Genomic DNA, 18431 nt, shown 5'->3' with positions numbered 1-18431 from the left:
GGTCAGTCGCTGGATGAGCAGCCGCCGCCCGAGTCGGTGCTCCAGCCGGCCGCGTCCCCGCCGCCCCAGCCGCTGTCGCCGCCGCTCGGGCTCGAACCGCTGTCGCCGCCGCCCCAGCCGCCGCCCCCCATGCCCCAACCGCTGTCGTTGCCGCCCGCGGTCCCGGTGTCGCCGCTGTTCGGGGCGCAGTCGGCGGTGCCGGTGTCCAGGGTGCCGGCCTCCACCATGCCCACGCCGTCGGCGCCGGGCAGGACGGCGCCGACCGGCCGACCCGCGGGTATCGCGGGTCGGCCGGCCACCCCGCCCGCCCGCTGCCAGCGCGGCGGCGCTCCCGCCGCCCGCCGCCGCGCGGTGCGCACCAGCAGCACCAACCCGACCGTCCAGAGCCCACCGACCACCACCGCCAACACCACCATTCCCGCACGGTAGTACCGCCCCGCCGCCCGCGCGGCCGGGCTGTCGGGTGTCCGACGCGCCGGCCGCGCCACGCGGGAGATGGGCCGCGCGGAGAGAGGTCGCGTGGGGAGGGAAGCGCCGCGGGGCGCGCCGTGCGGAGTGGAGGCGCGCGGATGAATGGTTGCGCCGCGCGGGGATCGTCGCGGCGCGCGGAGAATGTCGGTGCGGGCTGGCAGGGTGTCGGCATGACGTTCTCGACGGTGCTCGTCGTCGTGGTGTGCCTGGGCGTCGGTGCGGCGCTGGGCTGGTACGCCGCCCGTGGCCGGTCCGCCACCGAGCGGGCCGAGCTGCGCGCCACGCTCGCCGCGCGGGAGCACGGTGAGACGCGGCTGGAGCAGTCGCTGCGGACGCTCGGGCACGAGGCGACCGCGCAGTCCGCCGAGGCGGTCGCCCGGGCGGTGGCGCCGCTGCACGAGTCGCTGCTGCGGTACGAGCAGCGGGTCGCCCAGTTGGAGCGCGACCGGGTCGGCTCGTACGCCGAGCTGCGCACCCAGATCGAGGCGATGACGACGGTCTCCGGCGAGCTGCGCACCGAGACCCGGCAGCTCGTGGCCGCGCTGCGCGCGCCGCAGGTGCGCGGGCGCTGGGGCGAGCACCAGCTCCGCCGGATCGTCGAGGCGGCGGGGATGCTGGAGCACTGCGACTTCGCCGAGCAGGTGCACGCGGCGACCGACGACGCGGTGGTCCGGCCGGACCTGGTCGTCCGGCTGCACGGCGGGCGGTCGGTGGTGGTGGACGCGAAGGCGCCGTTCGACGGTTACCTGTCCGCGATGGAGGCGCGCGACGAGCACACCCGGGACCGGCACCTGGCCGCGCACGCCAAGCACCTGCGCGGGCACGTGGACGCGCTGGCGGCCAAGTCGTACTGGTCGGCGTTCCCGACGGCGCCGGAGTTCGTGGTGCTGTTCGTCCCGGCGGACCCGTTCCTGGACGTCGCGCTGCAGCGGGACCCGACGCTGCTGGAGCACGCGTTCGCCCGCGACGTCGTGCTGGCCACGCCGGCGACACTGGTGGCGCTGCTGCGGACGGTGGCGTACTCGTGGCGGCAGGAGGCGCTGGCGCGCAACGCGCAGGAGGTGCACACGCTGGCCCGCGAGCTGTACGGGCGGCTGGGCACGCTCGGCGACCACGTCGGCAAGCTGGGCGGGGCGCTGGGCAGCGCGGTGGCGGCGTACAACCGGGCGGTGGGGTCGCTGGAGTCGCGGGTACTGGTGAGCGCGCGCAAGCTCGCCGACCTGGGCGTGTCCGACAGCCCGCTGGCCGCGCCGGCGCAGGTGGAGCTGGCGCCGCGCCAGCCGCAGGCCCCGGAGCTGACCGACGCCTGACCACCGCACCCCGGTCCCGCCCGGAGGCGGCGGCGTCAGTCGGGGCGGGTGGCGGCGCGGGATTCGGCCAGGACCTCGACGCCGATCGGGCCGGGGTTGTGCGCGACCTCCCAGCAGAAGCCGTCCGGGTCGGCGAAGTACCCGCTGTACCCGCCCCAGTCGCGGGCCGTGCCGGGGCTGATCAGCCGCGCCCCGGCGGCCACCGCCGCGGCGAGCACGGCGTCCACCTCGGCCGGCGCGCCGACGTTGTGGGCCAGCGTCAGCGGGGCGGGGCCGTCGGCCGGCTCGTACCCCAGCTCGGCCACGAAGCCCGCGCGCGACCACAGCGACAGCACCACGCCCGGCGCGACGCGGAGGAAGAGCACCTCCCCCGGCGCCTCGAACGCCGGCCGCCAGCCGAGGCCGTCCAGGTAGAACGCCCGGGACCGGGCGACGTCGCGGACGGCGAGGGTCACGAAGTTCAGCCGCTGCTCCACCCCGCCAACCTACGCCGGCCCGCCCCCGCCCGCCGGGCAACCCCGCCCGCCCCCGCCGCCGGCCCGGAGCGCGGCGCGGCGGATCGACCGGGCAACGGAACACCGTGCCGCGGGCCCCGGGCCGCCCGCCCGGTGACGCCGGCCGGACGGACGATGGCGCATCGGCCGGGCCGCCGACCGCGATCGGGCCGCCGAACAGATCAGTGTGCATCACTGCGGCGGGCTCACCCGGCCCGCGGTGCAGGGGTTCGGCGGGGGTTCGTCTCGCCGTCGGCTGCCGTTGGGTTACGGCGGCTTGAGTGACGGCAACCGACAACCCGCGAAAGGCAGTCATCGTGACCACGACACCGCACGATTCCGCCCTGTCCCGGCGCGGCCTGCTCCGCGCGGGCGCCGCCGGCGGCATGGGCATCGCCCTGGCCGGCAACCTCGACATCTTCGCCGGGCCGGCCGCGGCGCTCGGCGCCCCGAAGCCGCCCACCGGCTACGGGCCGCTGATCGCCGACCCGGCCGGCGTCCTCGCGCTGCCGGCCGGCTTCTCGTACACGCTGGTCGCGAAGACCGGCGGCACCACCCTGGACACCGGCGAGCTGTGCCCGGACGACCCGGACGGCATCGGCTGCTTCCCCGGCAAGCAGAAGGGCAGCGTCCTCGTCACCAACCACGAGGTCGGCGGCAGCGAGCCGAACGGCGTGCCGACGGCGGCGGGGCTGACGTACGACACGGGCGCCCGCGGCGGCACCACCACGATCGAGGTGGACCGCACCGGCAACCGGGTGAAGCACTACGTGAGCCTGGCCGGTACGCACAACAACTGCGCCGGCGGCATCACGCCGTGGGACACCTGGCTCACCTGCGAGGAGACCGAGCAGCGCAAGGGCGGCCGGTTCCTGCGCGACCACGGGTACGTCTTCGAGGTCGACCCGTACGACCAGGCGGCCAACCGCGACCCGGTGCCGCTGAAGTTCCTCGGCCGGTACGCCCACGAGGCCGTCGTGGTCAACCCGCACAGCAGCGAGATCTACCTGACCGAGGACGCCGGCAACCCGCACGGCCTGTACTACCGGTGGGTACCGCCGCGGCACTTCCGGGGCCGCAAGGGCGCGCTGCGGGCGCTCGCGCTGGCGCCGGGCGGCGACACCGCCGGCCAGCTCCAGGCGATGCGCTGCACGCTCGACGGCGTGCACGTGCCGGACCTGGCCGCGGCCACCGCGCCGGGGACCAAGTACAAGGTGACCTGGATCAACGTCGCCGACCGGGACGCGCAGACGACCTCGGTGCGCAAGCAGTTCGCCGCCGGCGTGGTCACCAACAGCAACAAGCTGGAGGGGGCGTGGTGGGGCGACGGCGGCGCGTACTTCGTCGCCAGCTTCGCCCGGACCGCCGACGGCAGCCCGCAGCAGCACGACGGGCAGGTCTGGTTCTACGACCCGCGGCGGGCGACGGTCGAGCTGAAGACGCTGTTCGGGGTGAACCAGACGCCGGACGTGGACGGGGCCAACTTCGACGGGCCGGACAACATCACGGTCTCGCCGTACGGCGGGCTGATCCTGGCCGAGGACGGCGCGGGCGTGTCCCACCTGGTCGGCGTGACCGAGCAGGGCAAGACGTACGCGCTGGCCCGCAACGACCTGAACGACAGCGAATTCTGCGGCCCGACATTCTCCGCGGACGGCCGCATCCTGTTCGCCAACATCCAGGCGCCGGGGCACATTCTTGCGATCACCGGACCCTGGCACCGGCGGCGGTAATCAATGAATGGGGGCGGCCGGGCCGCCCCCATTCATTGCATTGACGTTCATCACTGTGAACGCTACGGTCACCGGCGTATCGGACGAAGGGAGACGCCATGCGCCGCGCCGGGAACCGCCTCGTCACCGTCCTCGCCGCGACCGCCCTCGCCGCCGCGGCCGCCGGGCCCGCGCTCGCCTGCGACCTCAGCCCCGCCGCGGTCGACGCGAACCGCGCGCAGGCCGTCCGCGCCTACATCCCGGCCTGGCAGAACGCCGGCCCGATCACCGGCCGGGCCGAGCAGTGCAGCAACGGCAGGATCCGGGACTACCTCTGCAAGAACGTGGAACTGCTCAGCTTCACCCCGCAGAGCCAGCTCGGCGGCGGCAGCAGCGCCGGGCCCGTCTGGCCGTGGACCGACCCGGAGACGAAGAAGCAGTACGTCGTCTTCTGCCGGGACAACGGCGTCTCCTTCGTCAACGTCGACGACCCGCTCAAGCCGGTCTACCTCGGCAACCTGCCGGCGAACGCGCAGGCGTCGATCTGGTGCGACGTGCGGGTGTACCGGAATCTCGCCTACGTCGGCAAGGACGTCAGCACCGGCAACGGCATCCAGATCTTCGACCTGACCCGGCTGCGCGGGGTGACCGCGCCGCAGACGTTCAAGCACGACGTCGTGTGGAGCCAGGGCTTCAGCAAGGTGCACACGATCTGGATCGACGAGAAGACCGCGACGATGTACCTGTCCGGCGGCGAGCTGTGCGGCAAGCGGGTCGCCGTGGTCAGCCTGGCCAGCCCGCTCGCGCCGAAGCAGGTCGGCTGCGCCGGGACGACGACGTACTCGCACGAGATCGCGCTCGACAACGACTACCGCGGGCCGGACAGCCGGTACCACGGCCGGCAGATCGCGTACAACTTCACCGGTTTCGGCAAGCGGTTCGAGATCATCGACATCACCGACAAGGCGAGCCCGAAGGTGCTCGGCGGGGCCACGTACCCCGAGGCCAACTTCCCGCACCAGGGCTTCCCGACCGGCGACGGCAAGTACCTGCACATGAACGACGAGCTGGTCAGCAACGCCGGCGGCAGCCGCACGTACATCTGGGACATCCAAAAGCTGGACGCGCCGCGCCTGGTCGGGATCGACAGGACCAGCCGGGGCGAGTTCACCCCGCACAACGGGTACACCGTCGGCGACCGGCACATCCAGGCGTCGTACAACGGCGGCCTGCGCATCCTCTCCACCGCCGGCGCGGCCGGCGCCAGGGCCGAGGAGCTGGGCTACCTGGACGTCGCGCCGAGGACCAACGCCAGCGGGTTCGAGAGCGTGATCTTCGCGGCGCCGTACCTGAAGAACAACGTGATCGCGGTCTCCAGCATGGGCGTCGGCCTGTTCCTGGTCCGGGCCACCGGCGCCGCGGCGGTCACGCCGGGCTCGGCGGGGCCGGCGGCGATCCACCCCGTCCCGGCGACCTGACGCCCCACAGCCGGGCAGCCCGGCCGCGGCACCACGCCGGCCGCGGCCGGCGCACATCCGGACCGGACAGTGTCGGTGCGGCGGCGGGAGCGGTCAGGCGGTGCGGCCGGCGGCGCGCATGTCCCGGCGCAGCTCCGGCGGCAGGGCGAACGTCAGCCGCTCCTCGGCCGTGTGCACCGTGTCCACCGTGCCGAACCCGCGCGCGGCCAGGTACGCCAGCACGTCCTGCACCAGCTCCTCCGGGACGCTCGCGCCCGAGGTCAGGCCGACCGTCGTCGCGCCGGCCAGCCACGCCTCGTCGATCTCGTGCGCGAAGTCGATCAGGTACGACGCCCGCGCCCCGTAGTCGAGCGCCACCTCGGTGAGCCGGACCGAGTTGGACGAGTTGCGCGACCCGACCACCAGCACCACGTCGCACTCCGGCGCGATCTCCCGGACCGCGAGCTGGCGGTTCTGGGTGGCATAGCAGATGTCGTCGCTGGGCGGGGACTGGAGCAGCGGCAGCCGGCGCTTGAGCCGGTCGACGGTGGCCATCGTCTCGTCCACCGACAGCGTGGTCTGGGACAGCCAGACGACCTTGGCCGGGTCGCGGACGGCGACCTTGTCGACGTCGTCCGGCCCGTCGACGAGCTGGATGTGCCGGGGCGCCTCGCCGGCGGTGCCGACGACCTCCTCGTGGCCCTCGTGGCCGATGAGCAGGATGTCGTAGTCCTCGGCGGCGTACCGGCGGGCCTCCTGGTGCACCTTGGTGACCAGCGGGCAGGTGGCGTCGATCGCCTTCAGCGAGCGGTCCCGGGCCTGCTCGTGCACCTCGGGGGCCACGCCGTGCGCGGAGAAGATCACGGTGGCGCCCTCGGGCACCTCCTCGTTCTCCTCCACGAAGATCGCGCCGCGCTCCTCCAGCGTGCGGACGACGTGCTTGTTGTGCACGATCTCCTTGCGGACGTAGATCGGCGCGCCGTACAGCTTCAGGGCCTCCTCGACGGTCTGCACCGCCCGGTCCACACCCGCGCAGTAACCCCGCGGCTGTGCCAACAACACCCGCTTGCTCCGCTGCCCCTCGCTCACGCCGCCATGGTACGTGCCCCGCGCCGCCGCGGCCGATTGCCTGATCAGGGGGCTGACGGGCGGAATCGGGCGCGGTACCGGAAATCGGGCGGGGCTAGGGTGGGCGCGTGGTGGAGGTCGCACGCAGTACGTCCGAGGAGCCCTGGCCGGTCCGGGTGGTGAGCCAGAAGATCGGCGCCTGGGTGGCCAGGCTGGGCTGGGTCTGGATCGACGGGCAGGTGGCGCAGCTCGGGCGGCGGCCCGGCGCGCAGACGGTGTTCCTGACGCTGCGCGACCCGTCCGCCGACCTGAGCCTGACCGTGACCGCCCACCGCGACGTCCTCGACCGCGGCGCGCCCGGCCTGGCCGACGGCGCCCGGGTGGTGGTCCGGGCGCGGCCCGAGTTCTACCCGGCCCGCGGGACGCTGAACCTGCGCGCCGACGAGATCCGCCAGGTCGGCATCGGTGAGCTGCTGGCCCGGATCGAGAAGCTGCGCACGCTGCTGGCCGCCGAGGGGCTGTTCGCCCGCGAGCGCAAGCGGCGCCCGCCGTTCCTGCCCGGCCGGGTCGGGCTGATCACCGGGCGGGCCAGCGCCGCCGAGCGGGACGTGCTGACCAACGCCGCCCGCCGCTGGCCGGCGGTCGACTTCCGGACGGTGAACGTCGCCGTCCAGGGCACCGGCGCGGCGCAGCAGGTGATCGACGCGCTGCGGGTGCTGGACGCCGACGAGGCGGTCGAGGTGATCATCATCGCCCGCGGCGGCGGCTCCACCGAGGACCTGCTGCCGTTCTCCGACGAGGCGCTGTGCCGGGCGGTGTTCGCCTGCCGGACGCCGGTGATCAGCGCGATCGGCCACGAGACGGACACGCCGCTGCTGGACTGGGTGGCCGACGTCCGGGCGTCCACCCCGACCGACGCGGCCAAGCGGGTGGTGCCGGACCTGGCCGACGAGGTACGGCTGATCGGCGGCGCCCGGGACCGGCTCGACCGGGCGGTCGGGCACCTGCTGGACCGGGAGGCGCAGCGGATCGCGGCCTGGCGGTCCCGGCCGGTGCTGGCGCACCCGGAGCGGGCGCTGGACCGGGCCGCCGGCGAGGTGGCGGCGCTGCGCGACCGGGCCGGCCGGGTGCTGGACCACGGGGTGCTGCGGGCCGCCGACGGGCTGGCGCACACGCTGGCCCGGCTGCGCGCGCTGTCGCCGCGGGCGACGCTGTCCCGCGGGTACGCGATCGTCCAGCGCGCGGACGGCCACGTGGTCCGCGCGGCCGCGGACGTCGCCGACGGCGACGACCTCCGCCTCCGCCTGGCCACCGACACCCTTGCGGCCACCGCCCGCCTCCCGCGGAACTGACCGCCGCCGGGGTCGGGAGTGGGTGCATTCGCGGCTGCCCCGGCGACCGGGAATGCACCCGGTCGCGGCGGGGTCCGTCCCCGTGGCGGGGCGGTAGGGTGCGCGCGTGGGTGACGAGGGGTTGAGTTACGAGCAGGCGCGGGCCGAGTTGGGGCGCGTGGTCGAGCAGTTGGAGGCCGGCGGGGGGACGTTGGAGGAGTCGCTGGCGCTGTGGGAGCGCGGCGAGCGGCTCGCCGACATCTGCCAGGGCTGGCTGGACGGGGCCCGCGAGCGCCTCGACGCCGCCCGCGCGGCCCGCGCCGCCGACTAGCCGCGGGCCGCCAGCCGGCGGCGGCCGGGTCGGGGCCGCGGCCGAGTCAGGGTCAGGCGATGGCGAAGGAGCGCTTCGAGAGGCCCATCATGTACCCCTGCACCGCCGTCGTCACCGGTGCCGTCGGGTCGGTCGCCGCGCCGAGCGTGACGAACAGCGGCAGGTAGTGCTCGACCGTCGGGTGGGCGTACGGCATCCCCGGCGCCCGGTCCGCGTACGCCGCCAGCTCGTCGACGTCCCCGCGGGCCAGCGCGTCCGCCGCCCAGGCGTCGAAGTCGGCCGACCAGCCCGGCGGGCGGTTGTCGGTGACCATCTCCCTGGTGACGTACGGCAGCCCGTGGGTCATGAACCCCGAGCCGATGACCAGGACGCCCTCGTCCCGCAGCGGGCGCAGCCGGGCGCCGAGGGCGAGCAGCGCCGTCGGGTCGCTCGTCGGCAGGCTGAGCTGCAGGGTGGGTACGTCGGCGTGCGGGTACATGACCTTCAGCGGCACCCACGCGCCGTGGTCGAGGCCGCGGCTGCGGTGCTCGTGCAGGTCGGTGGTGTCGGGCAGGACGGCGGCGATCCGGGCGGCGAGCGCGTGCGCGTCGGGGGTGTCGTAGCGCATCTCGAAGAAGCGCCGGGCGAACCCGCCGAAGTCGTACACCGGGGTCGGCGCCGCGGCGGCGCTGGACAGGCCCAGCGGCGCGTGCTCCCAGTGCGCCGAGACGATGAGGATCGCCCGCGGCTTCGGCATGGTCAGCGCCCAGTCGCCCAGCTCGCGCAGGAAGACCGGGTCGTCGAACAGCGGCGGCGCGCCGTGGCTGAGGTACAGCGCGGGCAGCGGGCCGTCGGCCGGCGTCCAGGCGGGCTGGGCGGCGCTGGCGGGCGCGGCGGTGCGCAGGTACGCGTCGTAGGCGGCGCCGGGCGCGTGGGCGACGGTCATGGCGGGCCTCCCCGGTAGGTGGTCGGGGTCCAGCGTACCGCGCGATAGTTGCGCTAGCAATATTTGCTTAGAGGACTACTTTGCCCGCCAGCGTGGCCAGCTCGGGGGCGCCGGCCGGGCCCAGGACCAGGACCGTGCGCTCCGGCGCCAGCAGGACCAGCGCCTCCTCCCCCGGCCGGCCGGGGTACCGCTGCCAGTCCCGGCCGGCGACCGCGACCGCGCCGGCCGGGCGGGTCGGGCCCAGCTCGTCGGCCAGCAGAGCGTCGGCGGGGCGGTCGCTCTCCACGAGTTGCAGGCCGGCGCCGGACGGGGCCTCGTACCCGATCCGCAGCACCGCCCGCCCGTCCCCCGCGGCGTACGTCGCGCTCGCCGGGCGCCAGCCCGGCAGGTCGCCGGGCGCCGCCACCGGGAAGTCGCCGGCGCGGCGGGCCTCGTCCAGCACCGGCGCCACGTCGGCGACCCGGGGCTCGTCGCCGCGCTGTACGTACTTGTAGATCCCGCCCAGGACCGCCAGCGGCACGATCAGCGCGACCAGCGACAGCACCATGTCCCGCGGCCGCCGGCCGGCCGGCGCGGCGGCGGGGCGGGCGCCCGCGGGCGGGGGCGCGGCGGGCGGCGGAGCGGGTTCGGACGGCACGGGCCCATCCTCGCCGATCGGCGCCCCGCCCGGCCAGCCGGGGCTCGGACCTGGCAGGATTCGAGGGCCGGTCGCATTCACGGCCGGTGATCCCGGCCGGTGCGGGCCGCCCTGCGGCAGCAGCGCCCGGCCGGGGCACGTACCGCCGGCCGGCCGCGGCCGGCGACCGCCCCGCCACCGCGAGGAGGAGCCGCATGACCAGCACCCGCACGCCCCAGGAGCTCGACCGGAACCTGGCCCTGGACCTGGTCCGGGTCACCGAGGCAGCCGCCATGGCCGCCGGCCGGTGGGTCGGCCGGGGGGACAAGGAGGGCGGCGACGGCGCGGCGGTCGACGCCATGCGGAAGCTGATCAACTCGATCCCGATGACCGGCGTCGTGGTGATCGGCGAGGGCGAGAAGGACAACGCCCCGATGCTGTACAACGGCGAGCGCGTCGGCGACGGCACCGGCCCCGAGGTGGACGTCGCCGTCGACCCGATCGACGGCACCACGCTGATGAGCAAGGGCATGCCGAACGCCCTCGCGGTGCTCGCGGTGGCCGAGCGGGGCGCGATGTACGACCCGAGCGCCGTCTTCTACATGGAGAAGCTCGCCGTCGGCCCCGACTGCGCCGACGTGATCGACCTGGACGCCGGCATCACCGAGAACATCCGCCGCGTCGCCAAGGTCAAGAACACCGGCGTCTCGGACGTGACCGTCTGCCTGCTGGACCGGTCCCGGCACAGCGAGCTGGTCAAGGAGGTGCGCGACGCCGGCGCCCGGATCCGGTTCATCTCCGACGGCGACATCGCCGGGGCGATCAGCGCGGCCCGCGAGTCCTCGGAGGTGGACCTGCTGGTCGGCATCGGCGGCACCCCGGAGGGCATCGTCGCCGCCGTCGCGCTCAAGTGCATGGGCGGGGCGATCCAGGGCCGGCTGTGGCCGCGGGACGCCGAGGAGCGGGAGAAGGCCATCGCCGCCGGGCACGACCTGGACCGGGTGCTGACCACCGACGACCTGGTCCGCGGGGACAACATGTTCTTCGTCGCCACCGGCGTGACCTCGGGCGACCTGCTCAAGGGGGTGCGGTACCGGTCCGGCGGGGCGTACACCCAGTCGATCGTCATGCGGTCCAAGAGCGGGACGATCCGGGTGATCGACTCATACCACCGGCTGGAGAAGCTGCGCCAGTACTCGGCGATCGACTTCGACGGGCGGGCGGGCGACTGAGCCCCGGCCCCGCCCGCCGGCGCGCCGCGGGGCTGGCCCTGGCGGCGCTGGCGGGCGTGGGCTCGGCCGCGCAGGCGCGGGTCAACGGCGCGCTCGGCGCCCGGCTGGGCGACGGGGTGGCGGCCGCGGCGGTGAGCTTCGGCGTCGGGCTGCTGCTGGTCGGTACGGCCACGGCGGCGGTGCCGGCGGGGCGGCGCGGGGCCCGACGGCTGGCCGCCGCCGTCCACGCGGCGGTGCGCCCGACGGCCGCCGCGGGCCGGGGCACCGGTGAGCGGGCCGGGCGGCTGCGCTGGTGGGAGTGTCTCGGCGGGCTCGGCGGGGCGGCGTTCGTGGCCAGCCAGAGCCTGACCGCCGCGGTCCTCGGCGTCGCCGTGTTCACCGTCGCCGTCGTCGCCGGGCAGGCGGTCAGCGGGCTGCTCGCCGACCGGTTCGGGCTCGGCCCGCACGGCCGGCAGCCGGTCAGCGGCGCCCGGCTCGCGGGCGCGGCGCTGACCGTCGGCGCGGTCGCGCTGGCCGGGGGCCGGCCGCCGCCGGGCGTACCGGTGTGGCTCGCCCTGCTGCCGGCGCTCGCCGGGCTGGGCGTGGGCGTGCAGGCGGCGGTGAACGGGCGGGTCCGGCAGGTCGCGGGCGGCGCCTGGCCGGCGACGCTGCTGAACTTCGCCGTCGGTACCGCCGCCCTGCTGCTCCTGCTCGCCGTCGACCTCGCCGCGGGCGGGGCGCCGGGGGCGCTGCCGGCAGCGCCGTGGCTGTACCTGGGCGGGCCGCTCGGCGTCACGTTCATCCTGATCGCGGCGGCGACCGTCCGGCACACCGGCGTGCTGCTGCTCGCCCTGGCCACGATCGCCGGGCAGCTCGTCGGGGCGGTCCTGCTCGACCTGGCCGCGCCGGGCGCGGCCGGGCCGCCGGGCGCGGGGACGTACGCCGCGGCCGCGCTCGCGCTCGCCGGCACGCTGGTGGCCGCCGGCCGGGGGCTCAGGTCCGCCGGGTCGCCGCCATGATCACTCGGTGGAAGGCGGGCACCTCGGCGTACACGCCGGGGTAGTCCGGGCGGCCGCAGCCGTTGCCCCAGCTCACGATGCCGAGCTGGGTCCACCTCCCGCCGGCCCGGTACGCCAGCGGCCCGCCGGAGTCGCCCTGGCAGGCGTCCACGCCGCCGCGGCGGACATCGCCGGCGCAGATCATCTCGGCGCGCAGCACGCGGTACCCGAGCGGGTCGTACGCCCGCCGGCACGCCCGGTCCGGGACGAACGGCACCCATGCCCGGCGGAGCACCCGCTGCGCCGGCCCGTCCTCGCGCACCGCGCCCCAGCCGAGGACGAGCAGCGGCTCGCGCGGGGTGACCGGCGCCGCGGCGAGCCGCAGGGGCGGCAGCGGCAGGGCCCGGTCCAGCCGCAGCACCGCCCAGTCCTCGCCGGCGGTGGCGGCGACGTACCGCGGCGACCGGTACACCGCGACGCTGCGCGCCCGCAGCCCCGGCCGGTCGAGGTCGGTGGCCCCGGCCCGGACGGTGATCGCGGCGAGCCGCGGCGAGGCCCCGACGCAGTGCCCGGCGGTGAGGACGTGCCGCGGGGTGATCAGCGTCCCGCCGCAGCCGACCGAGAGCCAGACCATCCACGGGTACGCCCCCGGCGCCGCCGCCCCGCCACCGACGACCCGCGGCAGCCCGCCCGCGGCCGGCACCTCCCCTGTCGCTCCCGGCGCCGCAGCCGCGCGCACGCCCGGCGCCACACCCGGGGCCGGGCCCGGAGCCGGCGCCGATACCGGGGCCGGGGCGGCCGCCGCGGGGGCGGCCGGCGGCAGGAGGCAGGCCCACGCGATGACCGCGACGATCGACCGTTTTGTCGGCATGCGCGAATATTAAGAGCCCGCTCGCGCCGGCGAATCCCATTCCGCCGAACACCACCCACCGACCCCGGCAATCCATAGGAACGGTCATCACATCGACTGCGGTCTTTGCCTCGGGCGGGGGGTCGGGTTAGCGTACGCATGCACCGTGGGCAATATCACGCCGCCCGCGCCCCCACCTCCCCCTTCCCCCCGGAGGAAACCCATGCGGCTCCGTACGCTCGCACCCGCCGGCCTCGCGGCCGCCGCCTGCGCGGTCCTGACGGTCACCTCGGCCTGGGCGGCCACGCCCGCCGGGCCCGCGCCGGCCCCCCGCGCCGCCGACCCGCCCGTCATCTCCGACGACGCCCCCCTCGCCCACCTGCGGCAGCTCCAGCAGATCGCCGAGTCCAACGGCGGCACCCGCTCGCACGGCCGCCCCGGCTTCAAGGCCACGGTCGACTACATCCAGCGGACGCTGGAGGGCGCCGGCTTCAAGGTGACGGTCCAGCCCTTCACGGCGAACGGCTCGCAGAGCTGGAACGTCATCGCCGACTGGGGCACCGGCGACAAGATCGTCATGGTCGGCGCGCACTCCGACTCCGTCCCGGCCGGGCCCGGCATCAACGACGACGGCTCGGGCGTCGCGGCGGTGCTGGAGAACGCGCTGACCGTCGCCCGCGGCAAGGTCCAGGCCGACAAGCGGATGCGGTTCGGCTTCTGGGGCGCCGAGGAGATCGGCCTGCAGGGCTCGAAGTACTACGCGAACAGCCTCGGCGCCGAGAAGAGCAAGGTCGAGGCGTACCTGAACTTCGACATGGTCGGCATGAAGAACACCAAGAAGTGGGGCATCTACAAGGAGGGCCCCGCGCTGAACCAGCACTTCAAGGACTACTTCTCCAAGCGCGGCATCCCGACGGCGACCATCGACCCGGCCGGCCGCTCCGACCACGCCTCGTTCGCCCGCCTGGGCATCCCGGTGACCGGCATCGGCTCGGACGCCGACATGAACAACCTGGACCCGTGCTACCACAAGGCGTGCGACAGCTTCACCAACGTCGACGGCAAGACGATCGGCATCGCGGCCAACGCGGTCGCCACCGTGATGTGGAAGCTGGCCGGCGCCCGCCAGTGACCGCGGCCGATGGGCGACGAGGCACAGACCTCGTCGCCCATCGATGTCGTGATAGCCCGCTGATAGCCCGCCGTTCTACGTTGGTCCCCAGCCGCTTCCTCGGAGGGGACCACATGCGACGACTCCTGCTGACCGCGCTGGTGGCCGTACCGGCCGCGGTGGCGGCCACGGCGCCCGCGACCGCCGGGCCCGCGACCGGCACGCTGACCGGCGTCCTCACCCTCGCCGCGACCGGGCGGCCCGCGGCCGGCGCGTGCGCCGCCGCCCTGCCACGCTGGACCGACGACACCACCCCCGCCGCCCGTACCTGCGTCGGCGCCGACGGCCGGTACACCCTGCGCGTCCCGCCCGGCCAGTACGCGCTGCGCGCCGACGGCACCGGGCTGCCCGAGCAGTGGCACGGCCCGTCCGGCACCGCCGGCGACCGCGCCACCCTGACCGTCGGCACCGGCGGCCGGGCCGTCGCCGACCTGGCCCTGGTACCCGGCTTCGCGACGATCGCCGGCCGGGTCACCGACCCCGACGGCGCCCCCGCCGCGGCGGGGGTGAGCGTGTACACCGAGAACGGCACCGCCATCGCGACCGACGCGGGCGAGGACGGCCGGTACGCGCTGCGGGTGCGCCCCGGCGCGTACCGGATGTCGGCCTGGACGCCGGAGTTCGAGCACCAGTACCGGCCGGGCCGGTCCCGGCTCGCCGACGCCCGGGCGTACCGGGTCGCCGCCGGCGGCGCGCTGACCCTGGACGAGCGGTTCCTCGACCGCGGCAGCGTCCGGGCCACGTTCGTCGACCGGGCGACCGGCGCCGCGGTACCCGACGCGTGCCTGTCCGTCGGGGCGCTGCGCGCCTGCGCCGACGCCCGCGGCGTGGCCACCCTGGACCGGGCGCCGTCGGGCGGGCCGCGGGCGTTCGCGGTGGAGGGCGGCGTCGGGCACCGCGGCCCGGAGCTGACCATCGACGTCCGGCCGGGCAAGCGGGCCGACCGCCGGGTCCCGCTGGACCGGGTCGGCGCGATCGTGGTCAACGCCGTGCAGGCGGGCACCCGGCGCCCGGCGGCGGGCGTCTGCGTGCTGGCGCTGCGCCCCGGCGAGAACCCGCCCTACACCGCCCCCCTGCAACCCGCCGACCGCACCGCGCGTGCCGGCGACCGCGCCGCGAACGGTGCCGGCGAGCGGCCCGCCGGGGTCGGGCGGGGGGTGCGGTTCGGGGCGCGCGGCGTCGGCGTGGACGGGCCGTGCACCGACGGGAACGGCACGCTGACCCTCGGCCCGTACCCCGCGGGCGCGACCGTCCACCTGCTCGCCGGCGCCGGGATCTGCGACGACGACGACTGCCCCGACCACGGCCTGCAGTGGGTCGGCCGGAGCGCCGGTACCGGCGACCGGCGCGGGGCGGCCGCACTGACCGTCCGCCCGGACGCGTGGCTGACCGCGCCGACCATCAGCATCACCCGGTCCGGGGCGATCGAGGGCACGGTGCTCGGCGCCGGCGGCGAGGTGGTCCGGCCGGTGTGCGCGTTCCCGTTCGCGATCGAGCGGTCGTTCTTCGGCAGCGGGCCGCGCGAGCGCCAGTGCACCGACGAGGAGGGCCGGTACGGCATCGAGGGGCTGGGCCCGTTCGCCTGGCCGGTGCTGTTCACCGCGCCGGCGCCGTACGCGTGGCAGTGGTCCGGCGGGCAGCCGGACCGGTTCGCCGCGGCGTACCGCCGGGTGCCGCTGGGCGGGGTGGTCGGGCAGGACGCGACGCTGACCGGCGGCGGCACGGTCCGCGGCACGCCCGGCTACACCGCGGCCGGGGTGATGGTGCGGGCGTACAGCGCGCGCACCGGCGACCTGGCGGCGGAGCGGGTGGACGAACTGGACGCCGACGGCCGGTACACGATCCGGGCCACGGGTGGGCAGCAGCTCAAGGTCGTCGCGGGGAACCGCTGCTGGTACCCGGCCGCGACGGACGCCGGCGCCGCCACGGCGGTACCGGTGACCGAGGGGAAGGCGACCGAGAACGTCGACGTCCGCTGCGCGGGCGACAACCAGCGGAGCTGAGCCCGAATCCCCACCCCGGCGGCGGCGCGGACCGGAGTCCGCGCCGCCGCCGCGCGCTCAGCCCTTCGGCTTGTACGGGCTGTACGTGGCGAGCAGGTCGGTCACCTTGGTGTGCCACGGGCAGTACCGGGTGTAGCTGGCCGGGTCGCCGGCGACGTAGCTCGGCAGGCCGTCGCACACCTCGGCGGAGATGTCCACGAACGCCACGTCGTACGGGTCGAGGTGCCAGGTGTAGCCGGTGTTGATGTCCGGGCCGGTGCGGACCACGCGGCCGTTGATGTGCTTGATGCTGCTGCCGTTGAGGTTGTCGGTCGCCGCCTGGACGTCGTCGGGCTGGATCAGGCGGGCCTTGAAGTACTGGCTGCCGCCGCCCCCGTCCACCCGGATGGTGGCGATGTAGCTGAGCTGCGGCTGAGCGGCGGCAGCCGCCGGCGCGGCGGCGCCGGCCACGCCGAGGGCGGCGGCCGAGGCGACGGCGGCGGTGCGGGCGATGAAGGTGTTCACGTTGGTGTCTCCCGTTCCCGGAGTCCGGTGACGCATCTTCGGAAAATGGCAGCGCGGACCGCCCGGCAGTGGCCGGTCCGCATTGCCCGGTGCGAATTCGAGCCTAGGGTGGCGATGCGACAACGGCAGCGGGAAACGCGATAGATGATGTTGAATAACGCCTGCTGTCCCGGCAATAGCGGTTATTCGATGTGACATTCGCAACGCCGACAGCGGAATGGACACACCGGACGGTCAGACCGGCCAGGGCACGCCCGCCTGGACCAGCGCCCGCCAGCAGCGCGCCGAGCCACCAGCGGCGCCGGATCGGCGGCAGGATCGTCACCGCCACCGCCGTCAGGGCCACCGTCATCTCGGCGACCGGCAGCGGCAGGCCGAGCGTCGCGGTCGCGGCCAGCGCCACCACCGGTACGCCCGGGGCCACCACCGCGATCGGCCGCGCGGACAGCAGCTCCGGCGTGGGCTGCTCGGCGGTGGCCACCAGCACCCGGTCGGCGCCCATCCGGCGGACCGGGAACCACGCCTCGCTGACCAGCAGCGCCGGGTCCAGCGGGTCGAGCAGGTCCGGGTCGAGCGGCTCGTGGTCGAGGTCGTCGAGGTAGAGGATGCCCCGGCCCGGGCGAGCGTCCTGTACACGTCGGCCCGGCGGACCAGCCCGCCGGCGATGAGGATCGTCTCCGGTCGGGTGCCGGTGCGCACCCGGGCCCGGATGGCGTCGGCCATCTGCTGGCTGGACAGCGGCCCGGCCTCGACCAGCAGGTCGCCCACCGCCGCAGCGGGCGCGCCGGCCGGCGGCGGGGGTGCCGACGTCGTCGTCATGGCTGTCTCCCGGGTCGCGAGCGGGTCGCGGGCCGTCCCTGAGCAGGCTAGTGAGCGGCCGCGCGGCCCGCCGTCGATTCGACGTACCTCGACACCTTTCGTTCCTGTCGATTCGTCCGATTCATGGTTGTAAGCGCGGCGGTGGGGCGGGCGTCCCGCGCCCGCCCCACCGCCGCCGACCCGCTAGGCGCGGACCCAGATGGACGAGGTCCGGTCGTTCCAGCCCCAGTAGCCGAGGTTCGGCGCCAGGTAGCCGGGCGGCAGGTACAGCGCGCTGCCCTGGTAGTAGATGTGCTCGTACAGGAACGTCCCGTTCCAGCCGTTGGCCGCGACCGACGAGAGCTGGTCGTTCCAGCTCGTGCACCACCACAGGACGCAGCTCATGTCGAACCGGGTCAGGTCGTTCACCGCGGTGCCGACCCGGACCGCGAACCGGTTGCCCCCGAAGTTCCCGTGCTCGTGGAACCACGACCGGTCCGTGGTCAGCGCCGGCAGCGCGGCGGCCGGCGTACCGCTGGTCGCGGCCGCCCGCTGGACGCCGAACGCGACCCTCGCCGACCGCTTGCGCGCGGCCGCGTCGATCCGCGCGGTCTTCGCCTTGAACACCCGCAGGCTGGTGAAGCCCTCCAGGCGCGCCGCGCGGCCGTTCGCCGCCGGGTGGGCGATGAAGTACAGCGCCCGGCCGTCGTACCGGCTGATCTGGCTGCCCTTGCCGGCCACGCCGTCGACCGTGAACCCGACCCGCGGGGTCTTGTGCACGATCGCCCGGGCCAGGGCTGCCGGGGCGCCGCGCGGGGCGCCGGCCCGGGTGCCGTCGGTGACCGGCGTACCGGTGGCGGGCGGCGCGGCGGCCACCGCCGTCGGTACGGCGAGGACGGCGAGCCCGGTGGTGCAGAGCAGGAGGCCGCGGACCGTACTGCGGATGTTCTTCATGCCATTTCCCCCTCGGTTGGCGAATGCCGTGTCCCGTATCAGCGGGACGTATTCCAGAATCGCGATTCGCGCCTTTCCCGGCGTCCGCGCGGGGGCCGAGATCCGGGGTCCGCCGCCGGGCGGGGCCGGGCGGCCGGGGTCCGCCCCGGGGCGGATGGCCGGGTCATCCCGGGAACGGACGAGGCGGCCGGGCGCGGCCTCGTAGCGTGGAGGAGCGAGAGGGGGGC

18 protein-coding genes are annotated in these 18431 nt (G+C 75.7%); 9 read left to right on the top strand and 9 right to left on the bottom strand.

The window, feature by feature from the left end; translation table 11 throughout:
• Positions 1-2: 2 nt before the first annotated feature.
• Positions 3-416 (bottom strand): hypothetical protein, encoded by a 414-nt coding sequence (locus tag IEY94_RS16315; RefSeq protein ID WP_189171052.1) that lies wholly within the window; start codon positions 414-416, stop codon positions 3-5.
• A 225-nt stretch (positions 417-641) separates the two neighbouring features.
• Here IEY94_RS16315 and IEY94_RS16310 point away from each other — a divergent pair, with 225 nt between their 5' ends.
• Positions 642-1781, top strand: coding sequence for a DNA recombination protein RmuC (locus tag IEY94_RS16310; RefSeq protein ID WP_189171051.1), 1140 nt, complete (start codon positions 642-644; stop codon positions 1779-1781).
• Positions 1782-1816: 35 nt separating this feature from the next.
• Here IEY94_RS16310 and IEY94_RS16305 read toward each other — a convergent pair whose 3' ends face one another.
• Positions 1817-2257, bottom strand: coding sequence for a VOC family protein (locus IEY94_RS16305; RefSeq protein ID WP_189171050.1), 441 nt, complete (start codon positions 2255-2257; stop codon positions 1817-1819).
• Positions 2258-2592: 335 nt separating this feature from the next.
• Between IEY94_RS16305 and IEY94_RS16300 the strand changes: the two genes are divergently transcribed.
• Both IEY94_RS16300 and IEY94_RS16295 read left to right on the top strand, forming a co-directional pair.
• On the top strand, positions 2593-4008 hold the full coding sequence (locus IEY94_RS16300) for an alkaline phosphatase PhoX (protein WP_229784087.1): 1416 nt from the start codon (positions 2593-2595) through the stop codon (positions 4006-4008).
• 98 nt (positions 4009-4106) lie between these two features.
• Positions 4107-5465 (top strand): choice-of-anchor B family protein, encoded by a 1359-nt coding sequence (locus IEY94_RS16295; RefSeq protein WP_189171049.1) that lies wholly within the window; start codon positions 4107-4109, stop codon positions 5463-5465.
• 93 nt (positions 5466-5558) lie between these two features.
• Here the strand turns inward: IEY94_RS16295 and IEY94_RS16290 are convergent, their stop codons facing one another.
• Positions 5559-6533, bottom strand: coding sequence for a 4-hydroxy-3-methylbut-2-enyl diphosphate reductase (locus IEY94_RS16290; protein ID WP_189171048.1), 975 nt, complete (start codon positions 6531-6533; stop codon positions 5559-5561).
• 107 nt (positions 6534-6640) lie between these two features.
• Between IEY94_RS16290 and xseA the strand changes: the two genes are divergently transcribed.
• Together xseA and IEY94_RS16280 are read left to right on the top strand one after the other, a co-directional pair.
• Positions 6641-7864, top strand: coding sequence for an exodeoxyribonuclease VII large subunit (xseA, locus tag IEY94_RS16285; RefSeq protein ID WP_189171047.1), 1224 nt, complete (start codon positions 6641-6643; stop codon positions 7862-7864).
• 106 nt (positions 7865-7970) lie between these two features.
• Positions 7971-8174 (top strand): exodeoxyribonuclease VII small subunit, encoded by a 204-nt coding sequence (locus IEY94_RS16280; protein ID WP_189171046.1) that lies wholly within the window; start codon positions 7971-7973, stop codon positions 8172-8174.
• 52 nt (positions 8175-8226) lie between these two features.
• Here IEY94_RS16280 and IEY94_RS16275 read toward each other — a convergent pair whose 3' ends face one another.
• Positions 8227-9099, bottom strand: a complete 873-nt coding sequence (locus tag IEY94_RS16275) for a dioxygenase family protein (RefSeq protein WP_189171045.1) — start codon at positions 9097-9099, stop codon at positions 8227-8229.
• A gap of 67 nt (positions 9100-9166) precedes the next feature.
• Positions 9167-9736, bottom strand: a complete 570-nt coding sequence (locus IEY94_RS16270; RefSeq protein WP_189171044.1) for a DUF4245 domain-containing protein — start codon at positions 9734-9736, stop codon at positions 9167-9169.
• 194 nt (positions 9737-9930) lie between these two features.
• On the opposite strand from IEY94_RS16270, the gene glpX reads away from it, so the two are divergent.
• Both glpX and IEY94_RS16260 read left to right on the top strand, forming a co-directional pair.
• Positions 9931-10947 (top strand): class II fructose-bisphosphatase, encoded by a 1017-nt coding sequence (gene glpX / locus IEY94_RS16265; protein ID WP_189171043.1) that lies wholly within the window; start codon positions 9931-9933, stop codon positions 10945-10947.
• Positions 10944-11945: a DMT family transporter gene (locus IEY94_RS16260; protein ID WP_189171202.1), complete on the top strand. Its 1002-nt coding sequence runs from the start codon at positions 10944-10946 to the stop codon at positions 11943-11945. The genes glpX and IEY94_RS16260 overlap by 4 nt, the downstream gene beginning before the upstream one ends.
• Here IEY94_RS16260 and IEY94_RS16255 read toward each other — a convergent pair.
• Positions 11920-12795, bottom strand: a complete 876-nt coding sequence (locus tag IEY94_RS16255) for a serine protease (protein ID WP_189171042.1) — start codon at positions 12793-12795, stop codon at positions 11920-11922. The two genes, IEY94_RS16260 and IEY94_RS16255, sit on opposite strands and share 26 nt — an antisense overlap.
• A gap of 202 nt (positions 12796-12997) precedes the next feature.
• On the opposite strand from IEY94_RS16255, the gene IEY94_RS16250 reads away from it, so the two are divergent.
• Positions 12998-13906: a M20/M25/M40 family metallo-hydrolase gene (locus IEY94_RS16250; RefSeq protein WP_189171041.1), complete on the top strand. Its 909-nt coding sequence runs from the start codon at positions 12998-13000 to the stop codon at positions 13904-13906.
• A 113-nt stretch (positions 13907-14019) separates the two neighbouring features.
• The gene (locus tag IEY94_RS16245; protein ID WP_189171040.1) at positions 14020-15948 is read left to right on the top strand and encodes a carboxypeptidase-like regulatory domain-containing protein; all 1929 of its coding nucleotides are present in this window, start codon (positions 14020-14022) and stop codon (positions 15946-15948) included.
• 57 nt (positions 15949-16005) lie between these two features.
• Here IEY94_RS16245 and IEY94_RS16240 read toward each other — a convergent pair whose 3' ends face one another.
• The 3 genes from IEY94_RS16240 to IEY94_RS16230 all read right to left on the bottom strand — a co-directional run bounded on the left by IEY94_RS16240 (position 16006) and on the right by IEY94_RS16230 (position 18204).
• Complete coding sequence (locus IEY94_RS16240; protein WP_189171039.1) at positions 16006-16452, bottom strand: BP74-related protein; 447 nt, start codon at positions 16450-16452, stop codon at positions 16006-16008.
• A 103-nt stretch (positions 16453-16555) separates the two neighbouring features.
• Positions 16556-16954, bottom strand: a complete 399-nt coding sequence (locus tag IEY94_RS16235; RefSeq protein ID WP_189171038.1) for a hypothetical protein — start codon at positions 16952-16954, stop codon at positions 16556-16558.
• A gap of 500 nt (positions 16955-17454) precedes the next feature.
• Positions 17455-18204 carry a beta/gamma crystallin family protein gene (locus tag IEY94_RS16230; RefSeq protein ID WP_189171037.1) on the bottom strand — a complete coding sequence of 250 codons (750 nt, stop codon included), beginning with the start codon at positions 18202-18204 and terminating at the stop codon, positions 17455-17457.
• Positions 18205-18431: the final 227 nt, after the last annotated feature.

The organism is Pilimelia anulata (assembly GCF_014647895.1).
Lineage (GTDB): Bacteria > Actinomycetota > Actinomycetes > Mycobacteriales > Micromonosporaceae > Pilimelia > Pilimelia anulata.
The sequence above is the reverse complement of the archived record's forward strand: the minus strand, read 5'-3'. Positions and strand labels throughout refer to the sequence as shown.